Annotated in this window: 17 protein-coding genes; 11 read left to right on the top strand and 6 right to left on the bottom strand. The window is 57.2% G+C overall.

Features of this window, described 5'->3' with window-relative positions:
• Positions 1–20: 20 nt before the first annotated feature.
• The 3 genes from DW088_RS11960 to DW088_RS11950 are packed head-to-tail and all read left to right on the top strand — an operon-like array spanning position 21 to position 4,326.
• Positions 21–743 (top strand): LytR/AlgR family response regulator transcription factor, encoded by a 723-nt coding sequence (locus tag DW088_RS11960; protein WP_118360896.1) that lies wholly within the window; start codon positions 21–23, stop codon positions 741–743.
• On the top strand, positions 740–2,413 hold the full coding sequence (locus DW088_RS11955; protein WP_118360894.1) for a hypothetical protein: 1,674 nt from the start codon (positions 740–742) through the stop codon (positions 2,411–2,413). Before DW088_RS11960 ends, DW088_RS11955 begins: the two co-directional genes overlap by 4 nt.
• On the top strand, positions 2,410–4,326 hold the full coding sequence (locus DW088_RS11950; RefSeq protein WP_118360892.1) for a sensor histidine kinase: 1,917 nt from the start codon (positions 2,410–2,412) through the stop codon (positions 4,324–4,326). Before DW088_RS11955 ends, DW088_RS11950 begins: the two co-directional genes overlap by 4 nt.
• A 124-nt stretch (positions 4,327–4,450) precedes the next feature.
• Here the strand turns inward: DW088_RS11950 and DW088_RS11945 are convergent, their stop codons facing one another.
• On the bottom strand, positions 4,451–4,927 hold the full coding sequence (locus DW088_RS11945; RefSeq protein WP_147356567.1) for a tetratricopeptide repeat protein: 477 nt from the start codon (positions 4,925–4,927) through the stop codon (positions 4,451–4,453).
• A gap of 59 nt (positions 4,928–4,986) precedes the next feature.
• Positions 4,987–5,199, bottom strand: coding sequence for a hypothetical protein (locus DW088_RS11940; RefSeq protein ID WP_118360890.1), 213 nt, complete (start codon positions 5,197–5,199; stop codon positions 4,987–4,989).
• Between the two features lie 445 nt (positions 5,200–5,644).
• On the opposite strand from DW088_RS11940, the gene DW088_RS11935 reads away from it, so the two are divergent.
• The 6 genes from DW088_RS11935 to DW088_RS11910 all read left to right on the top strand — a co-directional run bounded on the left by DW088_RS11935 (position 5,645) and on the right by DW088_RS11910 (position 13,140).
• The gene (locus tag DW088_RS11935) at positions 5,645–7,138 is read left to right on the top strand and encodes a sugar ABC transporter ATP-binding protein (protein WP_118360889.1); all 1,494 of its coding nucleotides are present in this window, start codon (positions 5,645–5,647) and stop codon (positions 7,136–7,138) included.
• A gap of 15 nt (positions 7,139–7,153) precedes the next feature.
• Positions 7,154–8,098 carry an ABC transporter permease gene (locus DW088_RS11930; RefSeq protein WP_118360888.1) on the top strand — a complete coding sequence of 315 codons (945 nt, stop codon included), beginning with the start codon at positions 7,154–7,156 and terminating at the stop codon, positions 8,096–8,098.
• A gap of 92 nt (positions 8,099–8,190) precedes the next feature.
• The gene (locus DW088_RS11925) at positions 8,191–9,156 is read left to right on the top strand and encodes a sugar ABC transporter substrate-binding protein (protein WP_118360887.1); all 966 of its coding nucleotides are present in this window, start codon (positions 8,191–8,193) and stop codon (positions 9,154–9,156) included.
• A gap of 137 nt (positions 9,157–9,293) precedes the next feature.
• Positions 9,294–10,877, top strand: coding sequence for a response regulator transcription factor (locus DW088_RS11920; RefSeq protein WP_118360886.1), 1,584 nt, complete (start codon positions 9,294–9,296; stop codon positions 10,875–10,877).
• Between the two features lie 9 nt (positions 10,878–10,886).
• On the top strand, positions 10,887–11,705 hold the full coding sequence (locus DW088_RS11915; RefSeq protein WP_118360885.1) for a sensor histidine kinase: 819 nt from the start codon (positions 10,887–10,889) through the stop codon (positions 11,703–11,705).
• A 1-nt stretch (position 11,706) separates the two neighbouring features.
• Positions 11,707–13,140 (top strand): hypothetical protein, encoded by a 1,434-nt coding sequence (locus tag DW088_RS11910; protein WP_118360884.1) that lies wholly within the window; start codon positions 11,707–11,709, stop codon positions 13,138–13,140.
• An 18-nt stretch (positions 13,141–13,158) separates the two neighbouring features.
• Here DW088_RS11910 and DW088_RS15920 read toward each other — a convergent pair whose 3' ends face one another.
• From DW088_RS15920 to DW088_RS11895, 4 genes are all read right to left on the bottom strand, one after another.
• Positions 13,159–13,296 carry a hypothetical protein gene (locus tag DW088_RS15920; RefSeq protein ID WP_158574686.1) on the bottom strand — a complete coding sequence of 46 codons (138 nt, stop codon included), beginning with the start codon at positions 13,294–13,296 and terminating at the stop codon, positions 13,159–13,161.
• 111 nt (positions 13,297–13,407) lie between these two features.
• Positions 13,408–14,901: an AAA family ATPase gene (locus DW088_RS11905; protein WP_118360883.1), complete on the bottom strand. Its 1,494-nt coding sequence runs from the start codon at positions 14,899–14,901 to the stop codon at positions 13,408–13,410.
• 14 nt (positions 14,902–14,915) lie between these two features.
• Positions 14,916–15,716 (bottom strand): tRNA lysidine(34) synthetase, encoded by an 801-nt coding sequence (locus tag DW088_RS11900; RefSeq protein ID WP_117751915.1) that lies wholly within the window; start codon positions 15,714–15,716, stop codon positions 14,916–14,918.
• Positions 15,713–16,468, bottom strand: coding sequence for an SDR family NAD(P)-dependent oxidoreductase (locus tag DW088_RS11895; protein ID WP_117751914.1), 756 nt, complete (start codon positions 16,466–16,468; stop codon positions 15,713–15,715). Before DW088_RS11895 ends, DW088_RS11900 begins: the two co-directional genes overlap by 4 nt.
• A gap of 232 nt (positions 16,469–16,700) precedes the next feature.
• Here DW088_RS11895 and rnr point away from each other — a divergent pair, with 232 nt between their 5' ends.
• Together rnr and aguB are read left to right on the top strand one after the other, a co-directional pair.
• Positions 16,701–18,971 (top strand): ribonuclease R, encoded by a 2,271-nt coding sequence (rnr, locus tag DW088_RS11890; RefSeq protein WP_158574685.1) that lies wholly within the window; start codon positions 16,701–16,703, stop codon positions 18,969–18,971.
• Between the two features lie 182 nt (positions 18,972–19,153).
• Positions 19,154–20,023, top strand: coding sequence for an N-carbamoylputrescine amidase (gene aguB, locus DW088_RS11885; RefSeq protein ID WP_110435811.1), 870 nt, complete (start codon positions 19,154–19,156; stop codon positions 20,021–20,023).
• Positions 20,024–20,050: the final 27 nt, after the last annotated feature.

Below are 20,050 nucleotides of genomic sequence, written 5' to 3'. Positions count from 1 at the left end.
ATTTGTTCAGGAGGCGTTGTATGCTGCGTATCGCAATTATAGATGATCTGTCCGCCGACCGCGCGGTTCTGCGGGAGGCGCTCGAGCGGGAGCTTGCACCGCGCGGCGCTGCGTTTACCATCGAGGAGTTTGCCTCCGGCGAGGAATTTACCGCTGCGTTCGTGCCCAGACGGTATGACGCCGCATTTATTGATATTTACATGGGCGAGGTCAGCGGCATGGAGGTCGCGCGGCTGCTGTATCACCGCGACCCGGCTTGCCGGATCATTTTCCTTACCACCAGCCAGGAGTTTATGTTGGAAAGCTATGCGGTGCGCGCCACCTACTATTTGGTTAAGCCCTTTGCCGAGGAGCGTCTGCGGCAGGCGTTGGATTTCTGCTTTCCTGCGCCCGATCCGTCCGATCTTTTGACTGTACCCACCAAAAGCGGCGTGCAGATGCTTTCCCGGCGGGAGATTGTGTGCATCGAGTCGATCGCACGGCATGGCGTGGTGCGCCTGTGTGAGTACAGCATTGAGAGTGCAGCGACCTTTGCCGAACTGACCGCGCCGCTGGAGACGGACAACCGTTTTCTCGGCATCGGGCGCGGTATTTTAATCCAACTCGGGCATGTAGCCGCGCAGGAGGGCAGTGATTTTATTATGGATAACGGACTTCGTCTGCCGATTGCGCGGCGCTGCCGCAGCGAGGTGCTGCGCAGCTTTCAGGCGTTTGCCCTGCGGGAAATGGAGAGGGGATTATGAGAGCATATGCGAAGCTGATTTTGCCGCTGCTGTGCGCAGCAGCGTGTACCGGCGCGGCATTGGCGTACGAACTGCCGGATCTGCCGGAGCACGGCGCGGAGCAGCCGCCTGCCATTGCGGAAAATCAGCCTGCCGATACGGAAACCATCGAGGAAACGCCGGAAGTATCGGACGAAAATGAGGAAAACGGCGCGATTCAGCCGGCAGAACCCGATATGGACAGCGGCTTTTGGATCGAGCCGGAACCCGAACCGCCCGAATCCACGCCCGAACCGGAACCGGAAACCATCGTGCTGACGCGCTTCGACACACAGGTGAATGTTGACGTAGCCGCGATTGCCTGCGGAGATGCGGACGCGCTGCACGCCTTTTTCCGTGATGCGAGAGACGGCTTGTGCGGCTATGATGCGGATGGCACACCCTATGACTTTTTCACCGGAGCGTGGGAGCTGTCGGCGGTCGATTGGAATACGCCCGGCGTGTATGATGCTGTGGCGCCGCTGCTTTTGGTCGATGGGGAGGACAGAGCGTGCTTTTCGCTTGCCGAGGGCGTGGAAGCGCCGATGATTCGCTGTCGCGTGAGCGTACAGCAGACCGGAAAGCCGGAGATCGGTGAGTTCATCATGGCACGCGGTCAGATGATTTTTCCGTGGGTGCTGACCGAGGAGCAAAAGGCGCAGCGCGACCGGTTCACGGTATGGCTTAAGCAGGAAAACGGTGCATGGGAGGCGCTGACGCGCGGGATTTCGGTCGGGACGGATGCGCTGAAACTTTATCCGCAGACCTGCGGACTGACATCGGGAACGACTTGTGCATTGCAGGTGGAATATCCCGGAGGGCAGACCGGCATTCTGACCTTTACATACGACGTCGCTCCGCTCAAGCACGGCTACAGTGCGGGCAGCCGCGACGGCGGCGGTGAGGATACCTGTCTGCCGGATATTATTCAGCCATCGCCCGGCGGCTCACATTCGGGCGGCTCGCACCATCGACCGAGTACCTCCGAACCGGCAGCGGACGAGCCGGAAACACCGTCCGAAGATGCCGCTCAAGCACCCGAGCCTGACCTGCCTGCAGACGATGAATCGGAGACGCCCGCAGCACCGGAGAAGCCGGAAACGGCAGTCCCCACCGTTCCTTTCATTGCTGCGCCGTCAAGGCTTGAGGACGAGGCAACGATACCGACGCCGCCGGTGCTGCGCGGTCAGACTGAGAGCCGACAGCCGGTGCAGCGGCAGCCCGCTGGCGCGCCGTCCGGCGAAGTCAAGCAGCCGGTTGCGGCGGAGTCGGCTGCGCCTGTCCTTGAGCAGGACACCGCAGACGGTGCGGTGCTTTCCGGTACGCGCCTGCTGGCGCTGATCGAGCTGGACGAGCCGTTGACGCTGAATAAAAACGGTATTGCCTTTTCGCTTCCGGTCGATACGCTGCGGGCGCTGGAGCTGACCGATGCGGATACTCTTGCGGTTACGCTCACTCGATCGGCAGAGGGCAGAGCACAGGTGGAACTGCGGCTGAACGGAGAGAAGATCAACCTGCCGGACGGTATGACGCTGACGACCGATGAGGCAGAAGTACCTGCCGAACCGGAACAGAAGCTGCCGTTTGCGGCTGCAGGCGCGGCCGTGCTGGCGGCAGTTTTCGGTCTGATGTGGTGGAGGAAACACCTGTGAGCCGGTTCTTTCGCCGTTTGCTGACGGCTTTGCTGGTATTTACGGCGGCATCTGCGTTCTGCCTGCTGTTGTACCACTATGACAACAAATATACGCAGTCTGCGCCGCAGGCAATCGCCGGAACGCTGTTCGTTTCTGAGGACGATTTGGCGGCGTATCCGGTGCGCAGCCTGTGGAACGGCTGGAATTTCTATCCCGATGTGCTGCTTTCCCCGAAAACCTGCGAAAACCGCGATAAAAGCACCGTTCGTTCCGTGCAGATTGGCGCATACAGCAATTTTGCTTTCGGCAGCACGGAACGGACGCCGCATGGCTGCGGCACCTATATGCTGACGCTGCTGCTGCCCGAAACGCCGCGGCGGTATTTGATCGAGCTGCCCGAGATCTTTTCCGCTTACCGGTTTTATATTGATGACGAGCTGGTGCTCTCCGCGGGCGAGACGAACGCCGAGCAGTACCGCTCGCGGCTGCAAAACCGTGCGGTCAGCTTTAAGGGCAGCGGCACGGTGCGCCTGCTGCTGGCGGTGCGAGATGAAAGCTGGATATACAGCGGTATGACCTATCCGCCGGCGTTCGGTACAGCGCTGGGCGTGAATACCCAGCGTGCGGTGCGCGTGTGCATCTCCGCCGCTATGCTGACACTTATGCTGCTGTTTGCGTCCTTTGCGCTGTGGCTGTGTCTCGGCTCCATGCGGTGCCCGCCCAATTCACGGCTGTTTCTGCTGCTGAGTCTGAGCGCGGCAGTGCTGCTGTCCGGTCCGGTCGTTCATGCGCTGAAGGCGCTGCCGGTGCAGCCTTGGTACACCATCGAGCTGGTCAGCGGCTACCTGACCACGCTGCTAATCGTTCTGCTGCATGGACGTATTTGTGCGCTGCCGAATGCCGTGCGCAAGGCGGCGGTTCTGGTCTGCGCCGGCATATGTGGTGCGGCGCTGCTGTGCGGTGCGTGTGCCGCGCACCTGTCCGAATGGAGTATCCGCGCATTTTCCAATCTGACGGTGCTGTTTCGGCTGGCGGTGACAGTCTATCTGCTCGGCTCGGCCCTCTATGCGGCGCGCCGACGGGAATGGCACGCCGGAGCGCTGTTCTGCGCGGATATTTTCTACGGCACGCTGTTTTTGTGGGACTGCCTGCTGCCTGCCTACGAGCCGATTCTCGGCAAATGGTTTTATGAATGGGGCTGCCTGCTGCTGGTGTGCGTGCTGGGCGCGGTGTTCTGGCAGGATATCGCACAGGGCTACCGACGCAGCCTGACCTTTACGGAGGAGCAGCGGCAGATGGCGCGGCAGCTTGCCATGCAGAAGGCGCATTTTGCGCAGATTTCGGAGAAGATTGAGGAAAGCCGCCGCCAGCGGCACGATTTCCGACAGCATCTGCGCACGATTGCGGGTATGGCGGGCGATCCGGAGGCGCAGCTCGCGTATATCAGCCGCATTACTGCGCTGTCCGAAGCGACCCGACCGGAAAGCTACTGCCACGATCCGGCGGTGGATGCGATGCTGTACTATTATGTCAGCTCTGCGCGGCGCACAGGAATTCGGGTGTCGATTCGCGCCGAGCTGTCCGAGGATACTGCTGCGTTCAGCGTGCAGTTCTGCACCATACTGGGGAATCTGCTGGAAAATGCGCTGGAGGCGTGCTGGAGACTGCCCGAAAGCACGGAAAAGTCCATCTGCCTGCACATGAAGCAGCAGTTTCGGCGGCTGTATGTGGTGCTCGAAAACAGCTATGACGGCGAGGTGAACCGGCGCGGCAGTGCGTTCCTTTCGCGCAAGCATACGGGCAGCGGAATCGGAACCGCCTCGGTGCGCGAGCTGACTCGCCGTCTTGGCGGAACGGTGGAGTTCGAGCCGCAGGAAAGCATATTCCGCGTGGTGCTCATCCTGCCGGAACGTGCGGATGAAGAAGAATAGCGAGGAAAACACCTGCTTGGACGTAGCCCCATGTCCTATTTATGAAACAGAACAAGAACCCGATACCGTGCTTTACACCGTATCGGGTTCTTGTCATCTTCGTTATTCGCTGCGGCTCTCGGACTTACTCCTCGTTTTTCGGCTTTTTCTTCTTCGAGGCAGTCTGCGTGCGCAGATATTGATATGCCCACTGGCTGAAATACGGCGTTGCATTGAACAGATAGGTCGAGTTCAAATACGCGTCTACCAGTTCTTCAATGGTGCCCGGCCGATAGCCGTACATTCCCTGTTCCATACGCAGGCTGTACCCATCGTGCTTCGCCTCCAGACGCATGAACTTCTTTGTGTCTCGGTTTACTTTAGCAAGGCGGTTCAAATAGTCTTTCGCCTTGTCGAACTGGTTCTGCTTGTAGTACAGAATGGCCAGCGGAAGCAGTATCTGCGTTTCCTCATATCCGCCGTACTTTTTGTGCAGCGCCAGCGCGTGCATTTCGTCCTCGGTATAGGCGTACAGGTGCATCAGCTGATAACGAACGCCGAGGCTATCACCCTCGGACAGCTTCAGCAGGCGTTCTCCCTCGTTGATTGCGCAGCGCATCATGCCGCACTCGATCAATGTTTGAAAATAGGTATAGCAGACCCGCATGTACGGTCTGGTTTCTATAGCTCGCCAGAACTCGCCGCCTCCGCCAGCTCCAGATAATCGGATGCGTCTTCCGGCTCGGTCTGTTTCGGCTGCAACCGGCTGTTGTGCTGCGGCATAAAGACCATCGCCAGACGATGTATGCTGTCCTCATCAGTGATTTCGTCCTCATGCTCGCGCATGAACTGCTGAAGCTCTCTTATCGTCTTTTCTGTATCTCTGCTGCGCATAAGCGGTACCTCATCTTTTCATTTTGTTTTCGGCTTCGCCGTTGGGTTCACTGTTTCTGCATCGAAACGGTGAAAACAGGTTATCCGCATAGCGGCTTTCCACACTGCCGTGATGTATAAGCTCTGCTCAGACGAGAGGTTTCTCACTCCGATGGAAATCTTCACTATAATTGAACAAGAGCGCTTTAATTGTGCGGTGTTTCCCAAGGTCTCTGCACAGGAAATGCACTGTGCAGGGACCGGCTGCTCTGCGTGTATTTGAATCGGTGCACACAAAAGATATTGTCAATCTGCACAATTTGAAATGCAGTGTTTTAAGCAAAGTGCCGTATTTGTAAAAAAACTAAAAATTATCACCCCTAATGTGAAGATTGTGTGTTTTCTAATTTCGGCGACTTTGATAAAATCATCACAAAGAAATGACACATGAGGAGGGAAGAACAGCATGGAGTATGTACTGGAAATGAAAGATATCAGCAAGTCTTTCCCGGGCGTAAAGGCGCTTGATCATGTGCAGCTTCAAGTGAAGCCGGGCGAGGTTCACGCGCTGATGGGCGAGAACGGTGCCGGTAAATCCACCCTGATGAAAATTCTGATGGGCATTTACACCAAGGACGAGGGCGGCGAGATCATCTTCAACGGTCAGCCGTATCACGTTTCTAACCCGAAGGAAGCCATGGACCATGGTGTTGCCATGATCCATCAGGAGCTGAACCCGATTCTGGATATGTCCGTGTATGAAAATATCTTCGTCGGACGCGAGCTCCGCAAAAACGGTCTGGTCGATGCAAAGGCAGAGATCGCAGAAGCGGAAAAGCTCATCAAGGAGTGCGGTCTGCACGTTTCCCCGAAGGAAAAGCTGCGCAACCTCACCGTTGCACAGTGCCAACTGATCGAGATCATCAAGGCAATTTCCATCAACGCCAAGGTCATTGTCATGGACGAGCCGACCGCCGCTATCACCGACCGTGAGGTCGAGCTGCTGTTCGAGCATATCCGCAGCCTGACGGCAAAGGGCGTTGCGATTATCTACATTTCGCACCGCATGGACGAGATCTTCTCCATCTGTGACCGCGTCAGCGTTTACCGCGATGGTCAGTACATCGGCTCGGGCGATACTAAGGATTTGGACGAGTCCCAGCTCATCAAGATGATGGTCGGCCGCGAAATCACCGATGTATTCCCAAAACTGGATGCGGAGATCGGCGATGTGATCTTTGAGGCAAAGAACATCGTTCGCGCCGACAACAAGGTAAAGGGTGTCAGCCTTTCGGTTCGCCGCGGCGAGATTCTCGGCATCGGCGGCCTGGTAGGCGCAGGTCGAAGCGAACTGGTGGAAGGCATCTTCGGTATGCACGAGCTGTCGCAGGGTGAGATTTTTGTCAAGGGCAAAAAGATCAAGGTCCACTCTCCGAAGGATATCATCAAGGAGGGCGTAGCGCTCATCACCGAGGACCGTAAGGTCACCGGTTTGAACCTCAGCGGTTCGGTAAACGACAATATCGCCATGGTAGCGATCAAGAAGCTGCTCAGCCATGGCCTTTATAACAAGAGCAAGGCACGCGCCGCTTCCATGGAGTACATCAAAAAGCTGAATATCAAAACTCCTTCCGGCGACCAGATCGCGGGCAACCTGTCCGGCGGCAACCAGCAGAAGATTGTTATCGCCAAGTGGCTGCTGAACGATCCGGACGTCATCATTCTCGATGAGCCGACCCGAGGCATTGACGTCGGCGCCAAGCGCGATATTTATCTGCTGATCGGCAAGCTGGTACAGCAGGGCAAGGCGGTTATCATGATTTCGTCCGAGATCCCCGAACTGATGGGCGTCTGCGACCGCATCATGGTAATGTGCGAAGGCAATCTCTCCGGCGAGGTGAAGCGCAACGAGTTCTCGCAGGAACGCATCATGACGCTGGCATCCGCGCTTGAAGTATAAAGGAAGGGGAATAACATGAAACAGAAAAATCTTAAAGGACTGATCAGTGAATACTTCATCTTCCTGATCTTTATCGTACTGGTCGTTGCGCTGACCATTCTGAAGCCCAGCTTCATCAGCCCGAACAACCTCGTCAACATCCTCAAGCAGGCTTCCATCAACGGCATTCTGGCGTTCGGCATGATGTTCGTCATTATTGCGGGCGGATTTGATATGTCGGTCGGCTCTACCGTAGCATTCACCGGCATTCTGGCAGCGCTGCTCGGCAAGGGCGACCTGCCGCTGATCGTGCCGCTGGTCGTTGCGATGCTGGCCGGTCTGGCAGTCGGCATGGTAAACGGTATCGGCGTTGCCATCGGCGATTTGCCCCCGTTTATTATGACACTCGGCTCGATGACGGCTGTGCGTGGTCTGGCGCTGCTGACCTCCAACGGCAAGCCGATCACCGGCATCAGCAAGGGCTACAAGGCTGTCGCTGCATCTTCTATCGCAGGCATTCCGATGCTGTCCATCTTTCTTGTAATCGTTATCATCATCTGTGCATTTGTTTTATCTAAAACGGTTTACGGACGACGTGTTTACGCCTGCGGCGGCAATCTGCAGGCAGCCCGCGTTTCGGGCATCAACACCACCGCGATCCGCATCTCCACGTTCGCCATTGCCGGCCTGCTGGCTGGTCTGTGCGGCTTCCTGATGACCTCCCGCGTTACCATCGGTCAGCCGACCGCAGCCGAGAGCTACGAGATGGACGCCATCACCGCGTGCGTAGTCGGCGGTGTATCCATGACCGGCGGCGTAGGCAAGCCGTGGGGCGTTGTCATCGGCTGTCTGCTGATCACCGTTATCGCAAACGGTCTGGATATTATGGGCGTATCGTCCCACTGGCAGAAGATCGTCAAGGGCGTTATCATCGTGGTAGCCGTTCTGATCGACGTAAAGGGCAAGACCAAGAAAAACTGATTTCCATTGTTGACTGTGAGGACCGCAGGAGCGTGCGAACGCTCCTCTCTCCTCCTATCATAACCACAACTTCTCTAAGGAGGAAAAAGAAAATGAAAAAGAGACTTCTCGCTATGCTGCTTACCGGTGCCATGACTCTGAGTCTGGCTGCCTGCGGTGGTACTTCCACCGGTTCTGATGCAGGCACCGATTCCGGTGCTGATTCCGGCAGCGATTCCTACAAGATCGCCCTCATCCAGCAGCACCAGACCAACGCATTCCAGATTGCCGTATCCGAGGCTGCTGAGGCCAAGGCTGACGAGCTGGGCGTTGACCTGACCATTCTGAGTGCCGATCAGGACGCCGCTACCCAGATCAGCCAGATTGAGCAGTGCGTATCCGAGGGCTATGATGCCATCCTGTTCGAGCCTGTTGATCCGGACGGTCTTGCTGACGCTGCAAAGTCCGCAGCTGATGCCGGCGTTGTTATGATCAACATCATCTCTGCCTGCACCGACTGGCAGAACAATGGTATCTCCGCTGTTTCCTACGGCAACAACGTAAAGGCCGGCGAAACCGAGATGGAGCAGGTTGCAAAGCTCCTCAACGGCAAGGGCAACATCGCTATCCTGACCGGCCCGTCCGGCGATGCAGGCGGTCTGCAGCGCATGGAAGGCTATGAGAACATTCTGAAGAACTACCCCGAGATCAAGCAGGTCGTTGCTCCGGCTGATTGCCAGTGGGATACCGCAAGCGCACAGTCCACTGTTGAGAGCTGGCTGTCCGCTTACGATCTGGATGCTATCGTTTGTGAGAACGACGGTATGGCAGTAGGCGCCGGCAACGCAGCAGGTGCAAACTCCGGCATCGTTATCACAGGCGTTGACGGCACGCCGGACGGCTTTGAGGCTATTCAGGACGGCCGCATCACCGGTACCGTTTCTCAGAACGGCGGCGCTATGGCTGCAAACGGCATCGAGGCTGCTGTTAAGCTGCTCAAGGGTGAAACCCTCGACACCACCGAGATCGTAACCGACAACACCTGGATCGACTCCAGCAACGTTAAGGATTACGAGTAATTTCTTGAAAATACTTTGCAAATCCTTGCAAACAGTGTTATTATGAATAAGAAAAAGGGAAAACGGTTACGTTTTCCCTTTTTCCTATCAACAAGCAAAATCTGTTTTCCTAAAATTACCTTCAAAGGGGAATATGTATGTTAAGGGTCGTACTGGCAGATGATGAAAAAAAGGTCCTGCTGCTGATGCGCAAGCTGATTGACTGGGAAGGTCTTGGCTTTGAGATTGTCGGCATGGCGAGCGACGGTATAAGCGCACTCGATCAAGTGCGCGAAAAGAAGCCGCACTTGCTGGTGACCGATATCCGCATGCCCGGCTGCGACGGCATTGACCTCATTCGGCAGGCAAAGCAGATTCAGCCGGGACTGCATTTTATCATCGTCAGCGGCTACCGCCAGTTTGAATATGCGCAGAATGCGCTCAAATACGGCGTAGAAGGCTATCTGCTTAAGCCGCTCAAGCAGGAGGAAATGGTCGATTTGCTGATCAGCCTCAAGGAGAAGATGGGCGAGGAAGCAGCGATAGAGTACCGCTTGAAAAAGAGCAGCGAGCGCGAGCAGGAGCGCATCATCGACACCCTGATGACTGAGGTGCGCGGCGGTGTACGCACCTCGAGCACCGTGCGCTCGTTTGATCTGGAGCGCGGTCTGCCCGAAGGCGGCAGCTACTTTGCGGCTGTTATCAAGCCGAATATTCCGTCTGCGGCAGAAAATCAGGACGGCTTCCGTGCCATGCAGAAGCACGCGCTCGAGATCGTCCGGCAGGAGCTGGGACAGATGGACTGCGGCTTTGTGGCATCGGCACGCCGCGAGGGTATCGTGGCGGCCGTGTATACGCCGGAGTATCAGCCGGTCGAGGTCAAGCGGTGCTTCACCAAGATACGCAAGGAGATCGAAAAGCAGCGCGACCTGTTCTGGGGCATTCGCGCCGCCGTCTGCCTTGGCAGTCGGCAGAGCACCACAGAAAAGCTGTCCGTTTCGCTGAAGGAGGCGATTTGGCTGTGCATCGACGGTTTGTGCCACACACCGAACTGGCGGGACGCCGAAGCCGAAACACCGGATTTTTCCCTGCATTATACGCTGGACGGCGCGCAGAAGCGTCGCTTTCAGGAGGCTGCCGCATGTCTGAACACCGAGCAGTACGCCGAGGAGCTGGAGGACAGCTACCGCGCAGTTATGTCTATGCAGCCGCTCTGGGGACAAATGCTGGAGGACTGGTTTCGGCAGATACTAACTGCGGTGCGCTACGGCTTGCAGCAGGACGGCAGCGCCGATGAGCAGTTCTATCAGCGCATGGAGGACGGACTGTGGCAGTGTACCAACGCACAGGAGCTGCTTCGGCTGCTGCAGGACGGCGTCAGCGGTGAGCTGAACCGCCTGCGCCGGGAGCGCTCTCAGCGCGAAGCACGTCCCATTACGGACGCAAAGCACTTTATCCAGCAGCATTATCAGGAATCTCTGCGGCTCGAGGACGTCAGCAATGCGGTCGGCTTCAACGCGACCTACTTTTCCGCCATGTTCAAAAAGGAGACCGGACAGAATTTCATGGATTATCTGACCGAGCTGCGCATGAATAAGGCGAAGGAATTGCTGTGCGGCGATGAATGCTCGGTGCAGGACGTTGCCGAACAGGTTGGCTATCGTGACCTGAAATATTTCTCCCGCCTGTTCAAGAAAACCACCGGAATCAGTCCGTCGGACTATAAAAAGCTGTACAGGTAGGTGAAGGGCATGTGGCTGAAAACACAATGGAAGCTGCGCCGGGCGCTGCGCCGTTATCGGCGGGACGGCAATCTGGATGCGGTGCTGCACGAGGATTGGAGCCGCTGCCGCGATATTTTTGCCTTTTTCCACGAGATCGAGGATCGTCTGCACGGCGAGGAGATCACCCGCCTGCGGCAGAAGCAGGCGGAGTATCTGGCGCTGCAAAACCAGATCAATCCGCATTTTCTGTACAATGCGCTTGAGGCGATCCGTTCGGATGCGCTCTTGGCGGATTGCGAGGACATCGCGGAGACGACCGAGGCACTGGCGACTTTTTTTCGCTACACCATCTCCAATGTGCAGGAATATGTCACCTTTTCGGACGAGCTGGACAACGCCGAGAACTATTTCACCATCCAGCGCTGCCGCTTCGGTGACAAGCTGGATATGGAACTGGAAATGGAAAACGAGGACCTGCTCGAGGCGCGTATGCCCAAGCTGATCCTGCAGCCGCTGGTGGAAAACGCCGTCGTGCATGGCCTGGAGAGCAAGATAGGGCAGGGAACCGTACATATTTCGGTGGAAAACAGCGAAAATACGCTGTTCCTGCGCGTCAAGGACGACGGAATCGGTATTTCCGAGGAGCAGGTGGAGCAGCTGAACGAGGAGTTTGCCCATGGCAGCGCGAACGCCGTCAGCCGCAAACGCGGCGGCATTGCGCTGCGCAATGTCAACAGCCGTATACGGCTGATGTTCGGAGAAAATTACGGTCTGCGGATATTCAGCGCGAAGGGAATCGGTACCGAATGCTGCGTTACACTGCCGCTGCTGCTGCAGGAGGAGTGACATGAAGGAAGAACTGATACGCATTGAGCATGGTGTATTCCGCAGCGATACCGGCGAATACCGGTTTGATATCTCGGTTTCCTGCGGCGAGTGCATCGGCGTATATGTGGATGAGTATTTGACCTCCGGTACTGCATATCTGGATCTTTTCAAGGGACGCCTTGCACTGACGGACGGACGCGCCTTCTGCTGCGGCAGCAAGACAGGCGCCGCAGTGATCGAGCACTGGATCCGGCAGAACACCATGCTGGTGGACAAATCCCGCTTTGCGGGCAGGGAGCTGACCATGCGCGATTTTGTGCTGGCGCTTGGCAGAACGACCTCATACCGGCAGAAGAACCGCAGTGCGGCACGGCTGAAATCGCTTGCCGCGACCGATATGCTGCGGCAGCTTGGGCTGGAGCATTCGTGGGAGACGCGCCTTGCCGACCTTTCGGTGCTGGATTATTACCGGCTTTCGGTGTTCCGCGCATGGTTCACCGGCTGCCGGCTGCTCGTCCTCGATCGGCTGACAGAGGCACTGCGCCGGCAGGATCAGGACCGGCTGATGCAGTGCGTACAGCTTCTGCTCGGGCATGGCATGGCGGTGCTCCTTTTCGATATGGATGAGATGTTCATGTTCCGTTATGCCGGCCGCATTGATGTGATTAAGGAGCGCCGCACCTTTTTCCGGCTGTATCCCGAGGAATACGGCCCGCGCCTGTTTGAGCTGCTCGGTTGGGAGCGTGCCAGCCGTCCGGCATGGATGGAGCGCACAGCGCCCGCAAAGGGCAAGACGGTGCTTTCCGTATTTGAGCTGTCCCTGCCGCCACTGCCGCCGCTGTCCTTCGAGGTATGCGCTGGCGAGATCGCCTTTCTGCACGATGAGAATTACAGCACCGGACGCCGTCTGCACGACTGCTTTCTGGGGAATCAGGGCTGGCAGAACGGCATTTTCCGGCTGGACGGCAGAATTTACGACCACAGCGAGCTGAACCGTATCATCGGCACCGAGATCGGCATCCAGATTGAGCGGCCCGACCGGCCGGGCGGCGTGCTGTTTGACAACATGACCGCGCTCGACAATCTGTGCACCTGTCTGATTCCTAAGGCAGACAAGCGGCTGATCCGCAAAAAGCTCGTCTCCAGTATTCTGGAGGAGGCGACTCGCTGGTTCCCGCGCGAAATGCTGCTGCGTCCGATCAGCGCATGGTCACTGCCCGATCGTCTGCGGTTTTCGTATTATCGGTGGTATCTGCTCAATCCCAAGCTGCTGATCTGCTTTTTCCCGTTCGCGGGACAGGAATCGGCGCATCACAAGATGATTATTGATATGCTGGTGCTGTGCGCGCGGCGCGGCATGGCGGTCTGGATCATCTCCTCCGGCATTGACGCCATCTGCGAAAAAACCGATAACGAAGAGTTTCTGCGCCGTCTGCGCTACATCAAGGAATGATGTGTGCAGGCGGCGTTTTTATGCGCCGGACAGCGGGAGCAGCTCAAAAAGCTTGATGACCCGTCCGAGCAGCAGTACGGAGAGCACTGTGCTGACACCGATGCCGTAAAACGGGCAGTGGAGGAACAGGCACAATCCAGCGCTGATGGCAACCATAGAGAGGTCAAACCCGTTCTTGACGGTGGAAAACCGCAGATGAAATACCCTCTACATACGCCGGAAACCCGGCTGCAGCCTAATGCGCAACCGGGTTTCCGGATAAATTGTTCATGATTCTTCGTTTCTTGCGGATTCAATATCCTGCAGAAGCTGTTTCTGCGTATCATCGAACAGCAGGCGCTTATTATGCGCGAAATACGCATCGCACCCGAAGTTCTGGATAAACCACGAGGTAAACCAGTTCGCGGTCAGTTCGGTAGCGAACAGCACCAGCTCCTGCGAGTCCGGAATGGCGGCATCGAGGAAGGCAAAGGCGTTCGCAAGTTCGGTGTCGGTCTTGTCTGCGGCGGCCGCGCGTGCGTCCACATCGGCGGAGAAAAGCGCCTTCAGACGGTCAAACTGCTGCTCATCGGGTACTTTTTCGAGTGTGAGCGCTTGCCGGTAGGCATCCAGACGTTCCACCTCACGGGAGGCGACATAGAGTGCGTCCTTGTCGGACGAGCCGCCGTTTCGCTTGTCTGCAAGCGCGGCACGTTTTTCATCCGGCAGGGAAGCGATGGCTTTTTCGCCTTCTCGGATGGCGAGCAGGTCGGCATGAAGCGCATCGGTCAGCGCATCCAGACGGTACGCGTTACGGGCATCGTCTGCCAGCCGGCTCAGCAGCAGACCGAGCACGCCCAGTTTTTCGTCAAACGGCGCGTCCCGCAGTTCGGAAGCGCGAACCGGCTCCCAGGTGCCGGAAAGCAGCTCATCCACGCGGTAAACCTGCTTGTATTTGTCATAAAGCTGCAGATAATTCGCAAAATCGCTTGCCACCTGCGGCAGCTGCAGATACTGCTCCACAACCTGACGATCAACCGGAATACCCAGCGACTCGTACACCTGCATCAGCTCGGACAAATCCTCCCAGCCGCGTGCGGTGACAAACTGCAGTCCGTCGGCGGTGGCCTCTACGCGGTAAAAATGCTCGCGCCGGATCTCGAGATAGGACAGAATCGCGCCGTGGATGCCGCGTCGGTACGCGTACTCCTTCCACACGCCGAAATCCTCTTCGATGTCGATTTTTTTGACGCGGTCGAGTGTTACCACGTCAAATTCCCGCACGGATTTGTTGTATTCCGGCGGATTTCCGGCCGCTACGACCACCCATCCGGCAGGCAGCTGCTGGTTGCCAAAGGTCTTGCACTGCAGAAACTGCAGCATCATCGGTGTGAGTGTCTCGGAAATGCAGTTAATCTCATCGAGGAACAGAATGCCCTCTTTGACGCCCGTGCGTTCCATTTCGCGGTACACCGAAGCGATAATCTCGCTCATTGTGTAGGCGGTGACGGTGCGTTCCTCGCCGCCGAGCATCACCTTGTCGATGAACGGCAGACCGAGCGCGGACTGGCGCGTGTGGTGCGTCAGCGTGTAGGAGACAAGGCCGACGCCGGTCTCCTCGGCAATCTGCTGCATAATCTGCGTTTTGCCGATGCCCGGAGGTCCCATCAGCAGGATTGGCCGCTGCCGAATCGGCGGAATGCGATACGCGCCGAATTCATCGGTCGTGAGATACGCCTTGAGCGCGTTTTTGATTTCGTTTTTTGCTCTCTTTATGTTCATGATAGTTCCTCGAATCACTCAAATTGATCCAGAAAATTATGTTTACCGTTCGCATCGCGCCAGCCGAGCAGCTTGGCGGTATCGACGTTCTTGACCGCGTTGAAGATATTCGCTTCGATCTGCGGGTTGTTTGCCGCGAGAGACGCGATCAGCTGCTTGATTTCCGCGCGTTTGGTGTCGCTTTCCAGCTTTTTTGCCGGACAGTCGCACGGCAGAAAGGTCAGACCGCAATATTCCGCCCAGTCAATGACACTCTGCTCGCGCGTGAAATACAGCGGACGGATCAGCTCCATGCCCTCGTAATTCTTGGCCTTGACGCGCGGCAGCATGGCCTGCACCTGACCGCCGTAGATCAGTCCCATCAGCACGGTGCCGATGGCATCATCGTAGTGATGACCAAGCGCGATTTTATTGCAGCCGCGCTTGCGTGCTTCGGTGTACAGATAGCCGCGCCGCATTTTTGCGCACAGAAAGCAGGGGTGCTCGGCAGAGTGTACCCCTGCCACGCGCAGTACGTCGGTGTCGAAAATTTCGAGCGGGATGTCCAGTCGTTTTGCGTTTTCCTCGAGGTGCCTGCGGCCCTCCGGCGCATAGCCCGGGTCCATTGCAAGGAACACGAGATCAAAATCCACTGTGTGCTGCAAATCCTGCAGCAGCAGTGCCAGCAGCATAGAATCCTTGCCGCCGGAGATGCACACCGCAACCTTATCGCTCGGTTTTACCAGTCCATATGCTTTTACCGCGTCCACGAACGGCTTGCGCAGTGTACGCACAAATTCGCTTTGCAGCGTTCTTTTTATCTCTTTTGCAGTCATTTTGCGCCCTTCTTATGCTGAAAATGATAGGTGATACGGGCAAGAATACTGTCCGGCGCGAAATGCCGCGCCAGTGTCATGGCCTTCATGGCTGCACCCGGAACGACAACTGCCTTGCCTGCAAACAGGCCGTCAACAGCTTCGCGCGCCACACGCTCTGCCGACAGACCGGAGAGCGAAAACCGCACGCCTGCGACCTTGTTGAACTCGGTGTCCACCGGTCCCGGACAGAGGGCGCACACACGCACCGGAGAGCCGGCGCGGCGCAGCTCCTCGCGCAAGGCTTCTGTCAGGCGCAGAACATAGTTTTTGGTGGCGTAATAGGTCGCCATCAGCGGTCCCGGCAAAAATCCCGCCGAGGACGACACGTTGAGAATGTAGCCGCGTCCGCGCTGCACAAAATCCCGCACAGCCAGCTTGGTGAGAATGTGTACGGCACGCACGTTGGTGTCGATCATGCGCAGTTCTTCATCCAGATCGGCGGTGACAAACTCGCCGAACAGGCCAAAACCCGCGTTGTTGATCACGACCTCCAGTTCCTCGCTCTGTACCGCCTCGTACAGCAGGCGGCATTCCTGCTCGTCCGACACGTCCGCCGCGATGACGCGGCACGGTACCGGCAGCTCTGCCGCCAGTTCGCGCAGGCGTTCCTCTCTGCGGGCGCACAGGATCAGCTCGTAGCCGCGTGCCGCCAGCAGGCGCGCCATTTCGCGTCCCAGTCCAGAGGACGCACCCGTGATGAGTGCTTTCATGCAAATTCCCTCCGTTTTGCTCTGATATTCATATACTATATAGTATCATGATGCGTTGTCCGCGTCAATTCATGCCGTTCGTCACATTCTGTACAAATTTGCGGCTGGTTACGGGTTTACCCCGATTTCGCTTTTCAATAAGATGGGAGAATGGTATAATAATGATGAAGTATGACAGCTTATTTTTACAATGGATAATTTTCGCCAGAAGCCGAAGATAGGAGGGGCGAATATGAAAAATAAAGAAGCAGACACCGAATTGGAATCCAGACTGTTGGAAATTCTGGTGCACCCATGCCGCATTGAGGACATCCGGCGCGAGCTGCCGAATGCAGGCAAAAACAATCTCAAAAACGCGCTGGACGCGCTCATTGCGGACGGCAGGGTGATGAAAAATAAGAAAAACCGCTTTGCGGTCTCCGCGCACTACGGCTGTGCGGCCGGAACCTATCTGGCTACCGAGCGGGCATTCGCGTTTGTCGCGCCGGATTATCCGGAGGGCGAAGCCAAGCCGGATGATCTGTTCATCCCGCCGAATGCGTCCGGCGGTGCGTGGCACGGCGACCGCGTGCTCGTCAAGGTGAGTGAGCGCAAGAACAACCGCGGCCGCAAGGAAGCAACCGTTATCCGCGTGCTGGGACGCGCCGGCAAGGAGCTGACCGGCGAACTCGTGCAGCGCGGCAAGGCATTTTTCGTGCAGCCGACCTCGAAAAAGTATCCGGAGATCGCGGTGGACAAGCATGACCTCGGCGAAGCCGCCGTCGGTGACTGCGTGGCTGTTTCAATCTCGCACTACGGCGATGAGCAGTTTATGCCGCAGGGCGTTGTCCGCGCGGATTTGGGCGAAAGCGGCACGATGGAGGCCGCTATCGCGGCTGTTCTGCACGAAAACGGCGTGTATGATGTATTCCCGAACGAGGTGCTCGAGCAGGCGCTCGCCATTCCGCAGGAGGTCGATATGGGCACCGCCGGCAAGCGGCTCGATCTGCGCGACAAGCTGATCTTTACCATCGACGGCGATGACGCGAAGGACTTTGACGACGCGGTTTCGCTCGAAAAGATGGAAAACGGACACTATCTGCTCGGCGTACACATCGCGGACGTGAGCCATTACGTCACGCCGGATTCACCGCTTGACGCCGAGGCGTTCCGCCGCGGCACGTCGGTTTATTTCCCGGGACACGTTGTGCCGATGCTGCCGTTCGCGCTGTCCAACGGCATCTGCTCGCTCAACCCGAAGGTGGACCGTCTGGCGTTCTCCGCGCTGATGGAGGTCGATAAGGACGGCCGCCGGTATGGTGCGAAATTTGCCAAGTCGGTCATCTGCTCCAAGGCCCGCATGACCTACAACAAGGTCAACAAAGTCCTCGCGGGGGACAAGGGGCTGCGCGAGGAATACGCCTTTCTGGTCGAGACTGCCGAGACGATGAACAATCTGGCGCACGCGCTGTACAAGCGCCGCATTGAGCGCGGCGCACTCGAGCTGGACATTCCGGAGGCGGAAATCCGCGTGGACGAGAACGGCAAGCCGGTTGAAATCCGGTTCCGTGAGCGCGGCGAGAGTGAAAAGCTGATCGAGGAATTCATGCTGCAGGCCAACGAAGCAGTTGCCGAGTATATGTGCAAGCGCGAGCTGCCGACCGTCTACCGTGTGCACGAGAATCCCGATCCGGACAAGCTGCGCGTGTTTGCGTCGTTTGCGCGTCCGTTCGGCTACCGCATCGACCCGTCCAAGCCGGAGGATACGGCGCAGTTCCAGACCGTGCTGCGCGGCGCAAAGAACGACCCGAAGCAGCGCGTGCTGCCGACGCTTCTGCTGCGCTCGCTGGCGCGTGCCCGCTACGCGGACGAGTGCATTGGCCATTACGGTCTGAAGGCGAAGTTTTATCTGCACTTTACCTCGCCAATCCGCCGTTATCCCGATCTGGTGGCACACCGCATGCTGCAGAAGGCGCTGCTCGGTGAAGAATTTACCGCGGCAGACGAAACAATGTGCGAGGAAGCCGCAGACCAGTCCACAAACCGCGAACAGGCTGCCGACAACTGCGAACGCGACATCGACAAGCTGTATATCGCGTCCTACATGCAGCAGTTTATCGGTGAGGAATTTGACGCGGAGGTTTCCGGCGTACAGTCGTTCGGCGTGTTCGTTGCGCTGGAAAACGGCTGTGAGGGTCTGATTCGAGCCGAGCTGATGACCGGCGACTTCTACCAGTACGACGAGGAGCACATGGCGATGGTCGGCCGCCACACCGGCAAGCGGTTTACAATCGGCACGCCGATGCGTGTCAAGCTGCTTGCCGCAAGCGACACCACCGGTCAGATCGACTTTGCACCGGCAGACGGCTCGCTTCCGGTTTCGGAAAAGCTGGATCGTCCGCGCCGTGAGGACACCGACCGTGCTCCGAGAGGCAATCGTGCGGAGCGCCGCCGTCACAGCGGCAAGGGGCGCGGCGGCAAGCCTGGCAAGGGCAAAAAACCGCCCACGCGCAAGAGAAGATAAGGCAATACCGCATAATTGAACAAGAGTGATTTGCGAGCAAATTTTGCGTTCTGCTTAGGCGCGGTTTTGCGGTAATACTTGTGTATTACCGTGAAATCGCAACGACAGCAGAGCACAAAATTTCCGCAAAGCACCGCAGCTTTAATTGTGTGGTGTTGCCGCTATAAAGGAGAGAATCTTTTATGTCCAATAAAGTAACCGTTGCTGCGATTCAGATGACCTACGGTCTGGAAGAAGCCTGTGAAAAGGTCCGCGAAGCGGCATCTCAGGGTGCGCAGATCATTCTGCTGCCCGAACTGTTTGAAAACTGGTATTTCTGCCAGGAAAAAAGCTACGAGAACTATCATTTAGCGACAACACTCGAGGAAAATCCGGCGGTCCGCGAGATGCAGACCATTGCCCGTGATTTCAAGGTCGTCATTCCGGTCAGCTACTACGAGCGGGTCGGCGAGACCACGTTCAACACGGTGGCTGTCATTGACGCGGACGGCACGATCATGGGTCAGTACCGCAAGACCCACATTCCGGATGACCATTTTTATCAGGAAAAGTTCTATTTTACGCCCGGAAATACCGGATTCAAGGTCTGGGATACGGCTTATGCGAAAATCGGCGTCGGTATCTGCTGGGACCAGTGGTTCCCGGAGTCCGCGCGCTGCATGGCGCTGCAGGGCGCTGAACTGCTGTTCTACCCGACGGCTATCGGCTCCGAGCCGATTCTCGACTGCGATTCCATGCCGCACTGGCGGCGCTGCATGCAGGGTCACGCGGCAGCGAATATTATGCCGCTGATCGCTGCAAACCGCATCGGTACCGAGACCGTAAAGCCGACTGAGGATAACCAGCACCAGTCGTCCTCGCTGACGTTCTACGGCTCGTCCTTTATCGCGGATGAGACCGGCGCGCTTGTTGAGCAGGCTGACCGCGAAAACGCAGGCGTGCTGACGCATACGTTCGATTTGGATGAAATCCGTGAGATGCGCCGTTCGTGGGGTGTCTACCGCGACCGGAGACCGGAAATGTATGGTGCAATGCGCGGCTACGGTTTATAAAATGGAAAATTCCATTCACAAAAAACG

This window comes from Butyricicoccus sp. AM05-1 (assembly GCF_003474415.1).
Taxonomy (GTDB): Bacteria; Bacillota; Clostridia; order Oscillospirales; family Butyricicoccaceae; genus Agathobaculum; species Agathobaculum butyriciproducens.
The sequence above is the reverse complement of the archived record's forward strand: the minus strand, read 5'-3'. Positions and strand labels throughout refer to the sequence as shown.